11 protein-coding genes, 2 tRNA genes and 1 pseudogene are annotated in these 15866 nt (G+C 44.9%); 9 read left to right on the forward strand and 5 right to left on the reverse strand.

Annotated elements, in window-relative coordinates:
* From RDN93_RS19495 to RDN93_RS19530, 8 genes and pseudogenes are all read left to right on the forward strand, one after another.
* Positions 1–462: pseudogene (locus tag RDN93_RS19495) on the forward strand (hypothetical protein); the annotation flags it as partial.
* Positions 443–1165 (forward strand): hypothetical protein, encoded by a 723-nt coding sequence (locus RDN93_RS19500; protein WP_308747032.1) that lies wholly within the window; start codon positions 443–445, stop codon positions 1163–1165. The pseudogene RDN93_RS19495 and the gene RDN93_RS19500, both read left to right, overlap by 20 nt.
* A gap of 75 nt (positions 1166–1240) precedes the next feature.
* Positions 1241–2584, forward strand: coding sequence for a sigma-54 dependent transcriptional regulator (locus RDN93_RS19505; protein ID WP_308747033.1), 1344 nt, complete (start codon positions 1241–1243; stop codon positions 2582–2584).
* Positions 2585–2595: 11 nt separating this feature from the next.
* The gene (locus RDN93_RS19510) at positions 2596–3909 is read left to right on the forward strand and encodes an ATP-binding protein (protein WP_308747034.1); all 1314 of its coding nucleotides are present in this window, start codon (positions 2596–2598) and stop codon (positions 3907–3909) included.
* A 34-nt stretch (positions 3910–3943) separates the two neighbouring features.
* Positions 3944–4612 carry a Crp/Fnr family transcriptional regulator gene (locus RDN93_RS19515; RefSeq protein WP_308747035.1) on the forward strand — a complete coding sequence of 223 codons (669 nt, stop codon included), beginning with the start codon at positions 3944–3946 and terminating at the stop codon, positions 4610–4612.
* 121 nt (positions 4613–4733) lie between these two features.
* Positions 4734–6365 (forward strand): hydroxylamine reductase, encoded by a 1632-nt coding sequence (hcp, locus tag RDN93_RS19520; protein ID WP_308747036.1) that lies wholly within the window; start codon positions 4734–4736, stop codon positions 6363–6365.
* A gap of 244 nt (positions 6366–6609) precedes the next feature.
* Positions 6610–8073, forward strand: coding sequence for a potassium/proton antiporter (locus tag RDN93_RS19525; RefSeq protein ID WP_308747037.1), 1464 nt, complete (start codon positions 6610–6612; stop codon positions 8071–8073).
* A gap of 335 nt (positions 8074–8408) precedes the next feature.
* Positions 8409–10073: a long-chain fatty acid--CoA ligase gene (locus RDN93_RS19530; protein WP_308747038.1), complete on the forward strand. Its 1665-nt coding sequence runs from the start codon at positions 8409–8411 to the stop codon at positions 10071–10073.
* Positions 10074–10288: 215 nt separating this feature from the next.
* Here RDN93_RS19530 and RDN93_RS19535 read toward each other — a convergent pair whose 3' ends face one another.
* Entirely contained in the window at positions 10289–12298 is a 2010-nt protein-coding gene (locus tag RDN93_RS19535) for a glycoside hydrolase family 97 protein (RefSeq protein WP_308747039.1), read from the reverse strand.
* 208 nt (positions 12299–12506) lie between these two features.
* Here RDN93_RS19535 and RDN93_RS19540 point away from each other — a divergent pair, with 208 nt between their 5' ends.
* On the forward strand, positions 12507–12866 hold the full coding sequence (locus tag RDN93_RS19540; RefSeq protein WP_308747040.1) for a thioredoxin domain-containing protein: 360 nt from the start codon (positions 12507–12509) through the stop codon (positions 12864–12866).
* Between the two features lie 164 nt (positions 12867–13030).
* Here the strand turns inward: RDN93_RS19540 and nagA (RDN93_RS19545) are convergent, their stop codons facing one another.
* The 4 genes from nagA (RDN93_RS19545) to RDN93_RS19560 form a co-directional block, all read right to left on the reverse strand.
* On the reverse strand, positions 13031–14203 hold the full coding sequence (gene nagA / locus RDN93_RS19545) for an N-acetylglucosamine-6-phosphate deacetylase (protein WP_308747041.1): 1173 nt from the start codon (positions 14201–14203) through the stop codon (positions 13031–13033).
* Between the two features lie 21 nt (positions 14204–14224).
* Positions 14225–15391: an N-acetylglucosamine-6-phosphate deacetylase gene (nagA, locus tag RDN93_RS19550; protein WP_308747042.1), complete on the reverse strand. Its 1167-nt coding sequence runs from the start codon at positions 15389–15391 to the stop codon at positions 14225–14227.
* Positions 15392–15584: 193 nt separating this feature from the next.
* A tRNA-Gly gene (locus tag RDN93_RS19555) sits at positions 15585–15660 on the reverse strand.
* A gap of 37 nt (positions 15661–15697) precedes the next feature.
* Positions 15698–15782: transfer RNA gene (locus RDN93_RS19560), tRNA-Leu, on the reverse strand.
* Positions 15783–15866: the final 84 nt, after the last annotated feature.

The following is a 15866-nucleotide window of genomic DNA, read 5'->3' on the forward strand; positions in this document are numbered from 1 at the left end:
GAAGAAGAAGAGGAAAACCATCGAAATAAAAAAGAGATTACCACCAAATTTGACGAAGAACCCGGCCCCACCAATTTCTCTTTCATCGCGGGCAATGTGAAGTTTGTCTGCCTGAATACCAATGCACTGGAATATGATTACTCCGAACCCGTTCCGAATTTCACCTTTATGGAGCAAGAGATAAAAAATAGGCGTGACGAGTTTGAAAAGACCGTGATTAGCATGCATGCGCGTCCCTATACGGACGTGTTCAATGACAATGTAGCCAGAGTGTTTCACCGTTATGTCACCGAATATCCGGGAATACAATTCTGCACGGCCGCCCACACCCATCATCATCGGGATGATGTGATTTTTGACGATGGAATACATTATATCACCAGTGACTGCATGGATTGCCGCAGTTATCTGCTCTTTACCATAACCCCGGAAAAGTACGAATATGAACTGGTTAAATACTAAATATATCTTACGGGCAGGAGTGCTGTCAGTACTTCTCCCGCTCCCCGGCCTGATTTCAGCCACTTGCAAGACAGATACTGTCATAGACACATACAAAGCGGAATCCATATTGCCTGCCACGCCCAAAGAAGTGAAACGCACCCGTTACGATAACCGGGTTCACCGCTTCCGCAGAAACTGGGAAAAGATTATCCCTACTCATTCAAAAATACAATATGCCGGAAACATGGGTTTGCTCTCCTTCGGCACAGGGTGGGATTATGGAAAGCGGAATCAATGGGAAACGGATTTATTGGTCGGATTTATTCCGAAATACTCTTCAAAGAAAGCCAAAGTGACAATGACGCTCAAGCAGAATTATATGCCTTGGAGCATCAACATTGGAAAAGGATTCTCTACGGAACCGCTCACCTGCGGTCTTTATATGAACACGGTATTCGGAGACCAGTTTTGGGTAAATGAACCCGACCGTTATCCAAAAGGTTACTATGGCTTCTCAAACAAAGTACGTTTCCATGTTTTTATGGGGCAACGGCTGACTTATGATATTGACCCGCAACGCAGATTTCTAGCTAAGTCTGTGACATTCTTTTATGAAATAAGCACTTGTGACCTTTATCTGATTAGTGCCGTACAAAACAGTTACCTACGCCCTCGTGACTATTTGAGCCTGTCCTTCGGATTAAAGTTCCAATGGCTATAAATTCAATTTTGAAATCAAATATTGAATTATGAACTACTTTTTTCGTAAGTTTGCGCTTTACAAACTTACACGAAAATGAGTAAATCAGGAACAATCATCATTGTAGACGACAACAAGGGAGTGCTGACCGCAGTACAAATCCTTCTGAAAAACTATTTCTCAAAAGTCGTCACACTCTCCTCTCCCGTCACACTGGCAAGTGCCATACGTGAAGAGAAACCGGAAGTAATATTGCTGGATATGAATTTCACATCAGGCATTAATACCGGCAATGAAGGTCTGTTCTGGTTGCATGAAATAAAAAAAGTACGCCCGGAACTTCCGGTCGTACTTTTTACCGCTTACGCGGATATTGAACTGGCTATCCGGGGAATTAAGGAAGGGGCTACCGACTTTATCGTGAAGCCTTGGGATAACCAAAAGTTAGTAGCCACCCTACAAACGGCAGCCGCATCTACACTTCGCGAGAAGAAGGCGAACATAAAAGAAGAACCTGTTCATCCGGCTATGTATTGGGGGGGAAGCAAAGTGATGCAGCAACTCCGTATGCTGATTGAAAAGGTTGCCGTCACCGATGCCAATATCCTCATAACCGGTGAGAACGGAACGGGAAAGGAAATGCTGGCACGTGAAATTCATTCCCTGTCCAACCGGAAACATAAAGAAATGATTGCCGTTGATATGGGGACTATCACAGAGTCCTTGTTTGAAAGTGAGCTTTTCGGGCATGTAAAAGGTTCTTTCACGGATGCACACACCGACCGTACAGGCAAATTCGAGTCTGCCGACAAAAGCACCCTGTTTTTGGATGAAATAGGAAACTTGCCTTATCATCTGCAAGCCAAGCTGCTGACTGCCATCCAACGCCGGAGCATCGTACGTGTAGGGAGCAATGTTCCTGTTCCTATTGATATCCGTCTGATATGCGCTACAAACCGGAATCTCCAAGAGATGGTGGGCAAAGGTGAGTTCCGGGAAGATTTACTCTATCGCATCAATACCATTCACGTAGAAATACCACCCTTACGGGAACGGAAAGAGGATATTATACCACTTGCGGAAAGATTTACCGTACGCTTCTGCAAGCAATACGACAAGGCTCTGATGAAGTTTACGCCTGACGCTAAAGAGAAACTGACAGCGCATCCCTGGTATGGTAATATCCGCGAGTTGGAACACGTGATTGAAAAAGCCGTCATCATTAATGACAATCCGTTGATTCCTGCCGAATTGTTTCAATTATCAATACCACCGCGCACAGGGATTCAGGAGAAAAGTATATCTACGCTCGAAGAGATGGAAATACAGATGATACGGAAAGCCCTGGACGCTTGCGCAGGAAACCTGTCGGCTGTCGCCAGCCAACTGGGAATAACAAGGCAGACTCTCTATAACAAGATGAAAAAGTTCGGATTATAAAAAATCAGATTATGAGAAAGTTTTTCCGGCAACTTAGCTACCGGTATTGGTTCAGAATAGCACTAACCGTCTGTGCCTGTCTGCTGACTGCCTGGTTTGCCTTTCAAAAAGATTTTATAGGATTCGGCAGCACTGCAATTCTTCTAATTCTGAGTATCCTATGGCAAATCCGGCTCTATCGCCATCATGTCAAGCAAGTGCTTTTCATGATTGACGCTTTGGAGAATAATGATAACTCCTTCCGATTTCCCGAAGAAGACGGAACAGCGGAAAGCAGGCAAATTAATGCCGGGCTCAACCGGGTGGGACATATCTTATATAATGTAAAGGCAGAAACGGCACAGCAGGAGAAATATTATGAACTGATTCTGGATTTTGTCAGTACCGGACTGTTAGTGCTCAATGACAACGGAGCCGTGTATCAGAAAAACAAAGAAGCCCTGCGGCTTCTCGGACTGAACATATTTACGCATGTCCGCCAATTAAGTAAGATAGATGCCGTATTGATGGACAAGATAGAGAATTGCCGTCCCGGCGACAAGTTGCAGATAACTTTCCACAATGAACGGGGAACGGTCAACCTCTCCATACGTGTTTCAGAAATTAACGTGCACAAAGAGCATCTGCGCATCCTGGCTCTGAACGACATCAATACCGAACTGGATGAAAAGGAAATCGATTCATGGATTCGTCTGACACGTGTACTCACCCATGAAATCATGAACTCGGTAACTCCCATCACCTCACTTTGCGACACTCTCCTTTCCATGTCGGAAGAGAAAGACGAAGAGATATATCATGGATTGCAAACAATCAGCGCGACCGGAAAAGGCTTGCTTTCTTTTGTAGAATCTTACCGGCAATTCACACGCATACCGACTCCCGAGCCCTCTTTATTTTATGTAAAGGCATTTATAGAGAGAATGATCGAACTTGCCCGCCATCAGAACCCATGCGATAATATTTTCTTCCACATGGAAATTTCTCCTGCGGATTTGATAGTACATGCAGACGAGAACCTGATTTCCCAAGTTGTCATCAACCTCCTGAAGAATGCCATTCAAGCTATCGGCAAACAGCCGGACGGAAGAATTGAAATCCTGGCTTATTGCAATGACGCGGAAGAGGTACTGATTGAAATAAAGAATAATGGCCCCGAAATCCCGCCAGAGATAGCCGAACATATATTTATCCCATTCTTTACCACCAAAGAAAGTGGCAGCGGAATCGGGTTAAGCATCTCGCGCCAGATTATGCGCCTTTCGGGTGGAAGCCTTACGCTACTGCCGGACAAAGAAACCAAGTTTGTTTTAAAATTCAAATAACAATATCCCAATTATATATAACAATGCCCCAATTATGATACCTGCACTTACCAATAATCCGTTATTCCGGGGGATTACTCCTGAAAGACTTTCCGCCGATTTGGAAGCAATCAGTTTTCACGCCCGTTCTTATAAGAAAGGGGAAATCCTAGCACGCCAGGGAGATGTGTGCAACCGCCTTGTCATCCTGACAAAAGGAAGTGTTCGCGGGGAAATGATTGACTATTCGGGACGTCTTGTCAAAGTGGAAGACATAGCCTCTCCAAGAGCCCTAGCCCCTTTGTTCCTGTTTGGAGAAGAGAACCGTTTTCCGGTGGAAGTGACTGCCAATGAACCGACGGAAGTAATCGAACTTCCAAAATCGAGCGTCCTGAACCTGTTCCGCAAAAACGAACAGTTTTTGGAAAATTATATGAACCTCTCCGCCAATTATGCACGCACGTTATCGGATAAGCTCTTCTTTATGTCATTCAAGACAATTCGCCAAAAACTGGCTTCCTATCTGCTCCGGCTACATAAGCAACAGCAACAGTTACATATCACCCTCGACCGCTCGCAACAAGAGTTGAGCGATTATTTCGGAGTATCGCGCCCTTCCCTCGCACGCGAATTGGCGCATATGCAGGAAGACGGCCTGCTTATAGCCGAGCGTAAACACATCACGATTCTTCAAAAAGAATCGCTTATCCGGCTGATTCAATAAGAAATCCGGAAAAAGAGATAAAAAAAGATTCATCCTTGTAACATTAGTTACAGAATTACGTTCAACCTTTCCCCTACTTTTGCGTTCAATAAACTATAAAACTAATTAAAACGTAAAAGTTATGAGTATGTTCTGTTATCAATGTCAAGAGACTGCAATGGGTACAGGTTGTACCTTGAAAGGAGTATGCGGTAAAACATCTGAAGTGGCTAACCTGCAAGACCTGTTGCTCTTCGTAGTACGGGGAATCGCTGTCTACAACGAACATCTGCGCAAGGAAGGACATCCTTCCGAAGAAGCGGACAAATTTATCTACGATGCCTTATTTATCACTATTACCAACGCCAACTTTGACAAAGAAGCCATCACGCGGAAAATCAAAGAAGGACTGAAATTGAAAAAAGAACTCGGCAGCAAGGTAACTCTTGAAAATGCCCCCGACGAATGTCTTTGGGATGGCAGCGAAGACGAATTTGAAGAGAAATCGAAGACCGTAGGCGTACTTCGTACTCCAAACGAAGATATCCGTTCACTGAAGGAACTGGTACACTACGGACTGAAAGGAATGGCGGCTTACGTGGAGCATGCCAACAACCTGGGCTTCCAATCACCGGAAATATTCGCCTTTATGCAACACGCATTGGCAGAATTAACCCGTAATGATATTACGGTGGAAGAACTGGTACAACTAACCTTGGAAACAGGCAAACATGGCGTATCCGCCATGGCCCAACTGGACAAAGCCAATACAAGCAGCTACGGAAACCCTGAAATCACCGAAGTTAATATCGGTGTCCGCAACAATCCGGGCATCCTTATCAGCGGGCATGACCTGAAAGACCTCGAAGAATTGTTGGAACAAACCGAAGGCACGGGAGTAGATGTATATACGCATAGCGAAATGCTTCCCGCACATTACTATCCCCAATTGAAGAAATACAAACATCTGGCAGGGAATTATGGTAATGCCTGGTGGAAACAGAAAGAAGAATTCGAAAGTTTCAACGGCCCTATCCTGTTTACCAGCAACTGTATTGTTCCCCCACGTGCGAACGCTACCTACAAAGACCTTATCTATATCACAGGAGCCTGTGGTCTGGAAGGTGCACACTATATCCCCGAACGTAAAGACGGAAAGCCCAAAGACTTCTCCGCACTGATTGCCCATGCCAAACAATGCCAACCGCCCGTAGCGATTGAAAACGGGACACTTGTCGGCGGATTTGCCCATGCACAGGTGACAGCGCTGGCTGATAAGGTAGTAAATGCCGTCAAGAGCGGAGCTATCCGCAAATTCTTTGTGATGGCAGGATGCGACGGACGTATGAAGAGCCGTGAATATTATACGGAATTTGCCCGAAAGTTACCGAATGACACAGTTATCCTGACTGCCGGTTGCGCAAAATACCGGTACAACAAACTGGCTTTGGGCGATATTAATGGTATTCCCCGTGTATTGGATGCCGGACAATGCAACGACAGTTACTCACTGGCAGTCATCGCGCTGAAGCTGAAAGAAATTTTCGGTTTGGACGATGTCAACCAACTTCCTATTGTTTATAATATTGCCTGGTATGAGCAGAAAGCTGTTATCGTATTGTTAGCCCTATTGGCATTGGGAGTGAAGAATATCCACCTCGGCCCTACTCTTCCGGCTTTCCTTTCACCGAATGTAAAGAATGTATTGATTGAACAGTTCGGAATCGGCACTATCAGCAGTGTGGACGAAGATATAATGAAGTTCTTGTCGTAAACAAGACTTTCAGTTCTAAACCTTAACAGTTCAGGCTCGAATGATACCATCTGTATGATTCGAGCCTGTTTTTATATACAGCATAATATGGATAATTGAATGTAGAATGAATCTTTTCAGACAATTTAACTACCTTTTTTACGAAAAATACATCCAAACAAAGGTTTTATTTGTTGTTAATAATGCGTAACTTCGCACAGTGAAAACCAATACGACAATTTTATAACTTTATAATATATTGCCTATGATATTTACAGCAGAAAACACCTTACTTATCGGTTCTATCTTACTTTTCGTCAGCATTGTCGTTGGAAAGACCGGATACCGCTTCGGAGTACCCACCCTATTACTATTCCTTGTAGTGGGAATGATATTCGGAAGCGACGGTCTGGGACTCCAGTTTCATAATGCCAAAGAGGCACAGTTTATCGGTATGGTCGCCTTGAGCATCATCCTGTTCTCGGGTGGTATGGATACGAAATTCAGAGAGATAAAGCCCATTTTGGGACCCGGTATAGTGCTTTCCACTGTCGGAGTTTTGCTTACGGCTCTTTTCACCGGACTCTTTATCTGGTGGCTGTCCGGCATGAGTTGGACAAACATTTATTTACCTATCACCACTTCCCTGCTTTTGGCCGCCACTATGTCATCTACGGATTCGGCTTCGGTATTCGCCATTCTCCGTTCGCAGAAGATGAACTTAAAACATAATCTTCGTCCTATGCTGGAGCTGGAAAGCGGAAGTAATGACCCGATGGCGTATATGCTCACCATTGTCCTGATACAATTTATCCAATCGGCAGGCATGGGAGTCGGCGCTATCGCAGTGTCCTTTCTCATTCAGTTTATTGTAGGTGCCGCTGCCGGATATATCCTCGGCAAACTGGCTATCCGGATGCTGAATAAACTCAATATCGACAACCAGGCGTTATACCCTATTTTATTATTGGCTTTTGTCTTCTTTACTTTCTCCATCACCGACTTGCTGAAAGGTAACGGATACCTGGCTGTATATATCGCCGGTATAATGGTAGGAAACAACAAAATCATGCATCGTAAGGAAATCTATACGTTCATGGACGGACTGACCTGGCTGTTCCAAATCATTATGTTCCTTTGCCTGGGATTGCTTGTCAATCCGCATGAGATGCTGGAAGTGACAGTCGTAGCCTTGCTAATCGGTGTATTTATGATTGTCATCGGTCGTCCGCTAAGTGTATTCCTCTGCTTGCTCCCGTTCCGGAAAATCACAATGAGATCACGTTTCTTCGTGTCCTGGGTAGGATTGCGCGGAGCGGTTCCTATTATCTTCGCCACCTATCCGGTAGTAGCAGGAGTCGAAGGCTCGAATATCATCTTCAATATCGTATTCTTCATTACTATCGTTTCACTGGTCATACAGGGCACCACCATCTCTTTCGTAGCACGTTTGCTGCATCTCTCCGAGCCTTTGGAGAAGACAGGCAACGACTTCGGTGTCGAACTGCCGGAAGAAATAGACTCCGACCTTAGCGACATGACTGTCACCCGGGCAATGCTGGAAGAAGCAGATACGCTGAAAGATATGAATCTCCCCAAAGGTACACTGGTAATGATTGTGAAACGTGGAGATGAATTCCTGATTCCCAACGGAACACTGAAATTGCATGAAGGAGATAAACTCCTGCTCATTTCCGAGAAGTCCAGAGAAGAAGAATCAGAATCATAACACCTGAAAAGATTTGCCAGGAGTCTTTTATGACTAAATATTCAGGCACGAAATTATGCGGATTACACGGTTCTAATCAAACAAAAAGCGTGAAATCCGTGTAATACGTGCCTGATTTATATTATCCAAACAGTTAATTTATCCGACACATCCTCAACACTTCAGACGTATCAATGAATAAATCAGAAGGAAGAAACAAAAAAAGCCCGACAGTAAACCGGAAAAAATGTTCGGAAACCCTCCGTTAATTAACCGTAAAACTTAAATTTAAAGTTCGGGTTGCAGTTATGAAATATTAAATTTGCGCAGTTTTAAACTAAATGTGCAAAAATCGAATGGAACAAGAACATCAGTTCATTGATTATATTGAGCAAAGCATCATCAACAATTGGGACAAAGATGCCTTAACTGACTATAAAGGAATCACCCTTCAATATAAAGACGTAGCGCGTAAAATCGCTAAATTTCACATCGTTCTGGAAAGTGCGGGAATCCAGCCTGGAGATAAAATAGCAGTCTGCGGACGCAACAGTGCCCACTGGGCAGTTACTTTCTTAGCAACTATCACTTATGGAGCTGTTATCGTGCCTATTTTACACGAATTTAAGGCGGACAATATTCATAATATCGTCAACCATTCCGAAGCCAAACTGCTTTTTGTGGGCGACCAGGCGTGGGAAAATCTGAACGAAGATGCCATGCCCTTACTGGAAGGCATTGCTTTACTGACAGACTTTTCCGCTTTGGTATCACGAAACGAAAAGCTAACTTATGCTTTCGAACACCGGAACGCCATTTACGGACAGCGGTATCCCAAGAATTTCCGTCCGGAACATATCTGCTACCGGAAAGACAGACCGGAAGAACTGGCTATCATCAATTATACTTCGGGCACTACGGGTTATTCAAAAGGAGTCATGCTCCCCTATCGCAGTATTTGGTCGAACGTAACTTATTGTTTCGAAATGCTTCCTGTCAAACCGGGAGACAATATTGTTTCCATGCTTCCCATGGGACACGTGTTCGGTATGGTTTACGATTTCCTATACGGATTCTCGGCAGGTGCACATATTTACTTCCTGACACGTATGCCGTCTCCGAAAATCATTGCCCAATCCTTTGCGGAACTTAAGCCAAGAGTAATTTCCTGTGTACCCTTGATTGTAGAAAAGATTATAAAGAAGGATATCCTGCCCAAAGTAGACAGTAAAATCGGTAAGTTGCTGCTCAAAGTGCCTATCGTTAACGATAAGATCAAGTCTTTGGCACGTCAGGCTGCTATGGAAATCTTCGGTGGAAACTTTGATGAAATCATTATCGGCGGTGCCCCTTTCAACGCTGAGGTGGAAGCCTTCCTCAAAAAAATAGGATTCCCTTATACCATCGCTTACGGCATGACGGAATGTGGTCCGATTATCTGCTCCAGCCGTTGGGAAACATTGAAACTCGCTTCTTGCGGAAAAGCAACGACACGCATGGAAGTAAAGATTGATTCGCCGGATCCCCAAACGCATGCCGGAGAAATCATTTGCAGAGGAGCGAATATGATGCTGGGATACTACAAGAACCCCGAAGCTACCGCACAAATTATCGATGTGCACGGCTGGCTGCATACGGGCGACCTCGGCACTATTGACGAAGAAGGATATGTAACCGTCCGTGGCCGCAGCAAAAATCTGCTTCTCACTTCGAGCGGACAAAACATTTATCCCGAAGAGATTGAAAGCAAACTGAACAATCTGCCGTATGTTGCGGAATCCCTAATCGTTTTGCAGCATGAGAAACTGGTAGCTCTTATCTATCCAGATTTCGATGACGCCTTTGCCCACGGATTGCAGCAAGCAGATATTCAGAAAGTGATGGAACAGAACCGTATCGAACTGAACCAGCAACTTCCCAACTACTCACAGATAAGCAAAATAAAAATCCATTTTGAGGAATTTGAAAAAACTGCGAAGAAGTCAATCAAACGCTTCATGTATCAGGAAGCGAAAGGATAACACAGTGGCATCACAAATCATAAGATAAAAATAAAAACGGTGGACAGCCATAAGTGCCGTCCACCGTTTTTTCTAACCTCTTAACCAACTTTATTTAGACCTATTATTTTCCTGACAATCTTTTAGTTCCTTATCTTCCTGACAATCTTTTTACCTCAAAAACTAAACCTATCCCCATTATAATAGACCTAATCTAATATTCTATTTGTTCCGAATTAAAGCGGCATGAATGAAACAGCCTGTCCACCGCCGGCAGCCATCCGTACAGTCAGCACATTTTCGGAAGTCACCGTTTGTTCCGTTATCTGATAATCCGTAGGGTTCGTTTTCCAGTCCGCCTTTTCTCCGTCAGCATAGATAGTGGCCTTATACTGTTTGCCCGATTCCAGGAAGTCCAGTTTTATTTCCAATGTACGTGGCTTTTCGTCAGTAGCAGCTCCTAGGAAATAGTTGCCTTTTGCTTTGCGTACAACTGCTATGAATTCTCCCGGTTCACCGGCCAATGCTTTCGACTCGTCACAATCCGGATTAAAATCGCGGAAGAACTGAAAAGCAGGATGCCCCTCATAATGTTCAATCATATCAGAAGCCATTTGCAGAGGAGAATACAGAATCACCCAGTTGGCTATCTGTTTTGCCAAGGTGGTATTCACACGGCTGTTTCCCTTATCCTGGTCATTCCATTTCTGACGGCGGGGAGAATCTTTGGTCTGCAAGAACAGGATATCAAAAGTGCCCGGAGTGTAATCCATCGGTCCGGACAACAGGCGGGTAAAAGGAAGCATCACATGATGAGACGGCGGGTTGCCCTCGCTCCATGCGTTCCATTCCATCCCCCTCGCACCCTCACGAGTCATCATATTGGGCCATGTACGACGGATACCGGTATCCTTGATCGGTTCGTGCGCATCCAGTGTCATTTTGTGGCGGGCAGCCGTTTCCACCACTTTCTGATAATGGTTGACTCCATACTGTCCGTGGTGTGAAAGCCCGTTCGGGAAAGCTCCTGCATAACCGGTTTTCAGAATAGTAATGCCGTGGTCGGTGTACCATTGCATGGCATTATCCATTTGGCGCTCATAGTTCGGAATATTTCCACCTGTCTCATGATGTCCGATGATTTCAATGCCTCTCTCTTTGGCATAACGGACTATCTCGTCAATATCAAAATCGGCATAAGGTTTCGTAAAGTCGAAGTTCTGCATACCGCCCCAACTTTCCCAACCTTCATTCCAGCCTTCAAACAGGACACCTTCTATGTTGTTGGCGGCTGCAAAATCAATGTACTTTTTAGCGTTGACGGTAGTGGCACCGTGGCGTTCGTCCATCTTCCAGGTTTCTACACCGAGATGCATCCCCCACCATACTCCGACATATTTCAATGGACGAATCCAGTCGGTAGCTGCCAGTACACAAGGGTCGTTCAGATTCAGAATCAGTGAAGAGTTGATTAACCCCACAGCTTCGGGAGCAATCTGGATGGTACGCCAGGAAGTAGTGAAATGGTTGCCTTTGCGCACCTTGATACCGTCAGGCCACGGGGTAAGCTCCGCTTTCAACGTATAATTTCCCGCCTGCTTCAAAGTCATTTCGGAGAAGTCATACAAAGCCGCTTCATGGATGCTTCCATACACACCGTCCGCTGTTTTGAATGTGAAAGGCGTATTTGCCGTTTCGACTTCGGAGATAGGTTGCTGCTTATAAAGTAATTCATAAGTTTCCGCACTGGCGGGAATCGACCATGAAGTACCGTCCTGACGGAAACGGAACGTAGTCAGCTCATCGGTTATCATCAATGAATCTGCCGTGGGGACGTTGTATTCATAGCGGAATCCTACTCCATCATCGAATACACGGAAACGAAGGGTCAGTTCCACCTGGCTTCCGTTGGTCAGGTTGACTGCCATTTCATTATAATGGTTCCGGTTCGTCTTATTCTCTCCCCAAGGCTGCGTCCAAGTCTCGTCCTTGCTGTCGAAAGTTGTACTTTTTATTTGGAAACCGTCCGCCAGGGCAACTCCGTTGCCTTCCGTGAAGCCCATCACCGAATTTTCAATGAATAATGAATCACCCACTGAAACGTTATAGAGTGGCCTGCCGTTTTCGTCTACTGTAAAGGACATTTTAATATGGCCGTCCGGTGATTTGACCTCTGTTTTCGGACTGCTACACGAGTAACATCCCAGCACACACAGAAAAGCTCCGACTAAATGATTTATTTTCATAGCATATCTATTGTTTATATATAATACAATTCAGAAATAAGAAACACTTAAATGTTGGACGGATTTCTTTCGCCAAATACAAAAACAAAAAACAACAGAAAGGAAATATTGAAAAGCCAATAGGAAAAATAGCTATCCGTTCATTCTATAAGTGTCCCTATCTTTGCAAAGTGAAAAGATAAACACTAACCCCTAAATAATTAAAGTTATGAAAATAGAAGATTTGAATAAAGATAGTTTCGTAGAAAAAGTGGCTGACTTCAAAGGGTATCCCAACCAATGGGAATTTAAAGGAGACAAGCCTTGCCTGGTAGATTTTCATGCACCGTGGTGTATCTATTGCAAAGCGTTGTCACCCATATTAGACCAGTTGGCGAAAGAATACGAAGGGAGATTAGATATTTATAAGATAGATGTCGACCAGGAACCGGAACTGGAAAGCGCATTCAATATCCGTACTATTCCCAATCTGCTGCTTTGCACCAAAGACGGCAAACCGACCATGAAACTCGGTACGATGAATAAAGCGCAATTAAAAGAATTGATAGAAACCAGTTTGCTTTCATAATATATGATACGTTGAAACATTTGCTTTTACAATAAGTATATATTTTAGGCACGGATTGCACGGATTACACGGTTTTAGTTTATCAGAACCGTGTTATCCGCGTAATCCGTGCCTATATTATTTCAGACGCTATTTGCTAATCCGCGCCTGTGTGATTTCAACCGTTATTTGTGCAACAGGATATCAGTTCCCGGAACAATCTTTCCCATCGACCAGACACAACGCACATTCAATTCCTTGTCAAGAATCACAATATCGGCATCTTTTCCTTTGGCCAGCGCCCCTTTTCGGTCGCTTACCCCAATCAGACGGGCGGGAGTCTCGGAAGCCATGCGTACAGCGTCTTCCAAAGGTATATTCGCTTTCTTCACCATCGTACGCACCAGTATATCCATCGTAGCCAAACTGCCTGCCAACGCAGAATGGTCTGCCATCTTGCATACTCCACCTTCAATAATATACTGAGGGTCAACCGGCACAGTCCCGTCAGAAGCGGCATAAGCCAAAGCGTCCGTTACGAGACAGGTATTCTCCACACCTTTCAGTTTATACACCAGTTTCAATATAGTAGCCGGCAGGTGAATACCGTCCGCAATCACTTCCACCGTCATTCCATCCGTCAGATATACGCTTTCCACCGTACCTTCATATTTATACTCACGACGTTTATGGAAACCTGGCATCGCATTATAGAAATGTGCGGCATGAGTAAATCCTACCGCATATGCAGCCTTAATTTCATCATACTCGGCTTCGGTATGTGTCACAGCGGTCATAATTCCTTTCGAACGGGTATACTTCGCAAAATCATGCGCACCATGCAATTCCGGGCTGATATCCCAACGCTTGATGCAAGAAGTATGTTCTAATAAAGGAATGTATTCACTCTCATCCGGCATTTTCAGGAAACCGTCATACTGCGTTCCTGCCATCTTAGGGTTCAGATAAGGGCCCTCGATATGCAGACCGAGAATAGGAGAATCTTTCTCCTGCATCAGACTTTCGCAAACATCGACAGCCTGATAAAGCCTTTCGAAAGAAGTGGACGATAAAGTAGGAAACATACTGGTAGCGCCATGCTTCAAATGAGCGGTAGTTGCCGTACGGAAAGCCTCTTCCGTCGCTTCGGTAAAGTCGTGCCCGCCACCGCCATGCGCATGCATGCTTACAAATCCCGGCACGATTGTCATCCCGCGGGCATCAATCACCGTTGCACCGATAACCGCCAGGTCACTGTTGGTCACCTCTAATATTTTTCCATCGCAAATCAATACGGAGCCATCTTTCAGCCAGCCTTGCGGGGTAAGTATTCTTCCGTTTATTATCTGAGTTAACATAGTCTTCTTTTTTATTAGGATTTAAAACAGTTTGTTGGTACCTTCCACCAGTTGTCCCATTGCCCACACAGCCCTTACATTCAGGTCTTTGTCCAAAGCAATGATATCGGCATCCTTACCACGCTCGAGCGTACCTTTACGGTCCAGCACTCCCATGATGCGGGCAGGCGTCTCGGAAATCATCCTTATCACATCTGCCAATGGAATCTCCGCTTTCTGTACCATCGTGCGAATCAGGCGATCCATTGTCGCCACACTTCCCGCCAAAGCGGAACGGTCTGCCAGTTTACAAACCCCATCCTCGATAATCACACGCGGATCGAAAGCCGTCTGACTGTCACTCGCCGCACAAGCCAGCGCATCCGTTATCAGGCAAGTACGCTCCACTCCCTTTATTTTATAGACAAGACGCAGAATCGTCGGGGGGACATGGATACCATCCGCCACAACTTCCACCGTCATATCGTCAATCAGATAAATACTTTCTACCGTACCCTCATATTTATACTCTTTCCGTTTATGGAATCCCGGCATGGCATTGTAGAAATGGGTAGCATGGGTATATCCTGCCTCATAAGCCGTCTGTATATCCTCAAACTCCGCTTGGGTATGTCCAACCGATGCCAATATGCCTTTTGCCGTGATATACTTGCCGAACTGCATGGCTCCCGGAAGCTCCGGGGCTGCGTCCCAACGCTTGATACAATGCGTCTCTTCGAGCAACGGGATATATTCTTCAGGGTCAGGGTCTTTAATATTTTCAGGAATCTGCCCGCCTGCCATTGCCATATTGAAATAATGTCCTTCGAGATGAAGTCCGAGCACCGGGCTATTCGGTTCCGCCATCATTTTCTCGGTAGTCTCCGCGGCCGCGCGAATCATAGGAATCGTGGAAGAAGAAAGAGTGGGAAAAATACTGGTAGTACCGTGCTGCATATGAGCCTTGATAGCAGTTTGGAAAGCTTCTTCCGTACCTTCCATAAAATCTCTTCCGCCACCGCCATGAACATGGATTTCCACTCCACCGGGAACAATGTACATACCTTTGGCGTCAATCAGTTTGGCACCGATAATGGCAAGATCACAATTGGTTACTTCCAGAATTTTATTGTCGCGGATAAGAACCGACCCATCCTTGAGCCAGCCTTGCGGGGTCAGGATGCGTGCATTAATGATTTGTGTTAACATATCATCTGTTATTAAATTAATTATAGGTCTGTGGAATCAATGACGCTCTTTTTTGGGGGGAGTACATTGATTTTTTCAGTTGCAAAATTACGCTTTTCCATCCAATTTATTGATAAAATCGTCCGGTAAACTTCCAATATAATACAAAAAAAAGAGGTTGCCAATCTTATCGACTGACAACCTCGTATCTATATGGAGCGGAAAACGAGACTCGAACTCGCGACCCTAACCTTGGCAAGGTTATGCTCTACCAACTGAGCTATTTCCGCAAACTAAATTTCTTCATCCAGTAGTAATCTGAAAGATTGGTGCCCAGAACAGGACTCGAACCTGCATGCCTCTCGACACACGCACCTGAAACGTGCGCGTCTACCAATTCCGCCACCTGGGCAAAACTTAGTTCCATCATTTCAAAGAAACAAGAGCGGAAAACGAGACTCGAACTCGCGACCCTAACCTTGGCAAGGTTATGCTC

The sequence above is a fragment of the uncultured Bacteroides sp. genome (genome assembly GCF_902491285.1).
Classification (GTDB): domain Bacteria; phylum Bacteroidota; class Bacteroidia; order Bacteroidales; family Bacteroidaceae; genus Bacteroides.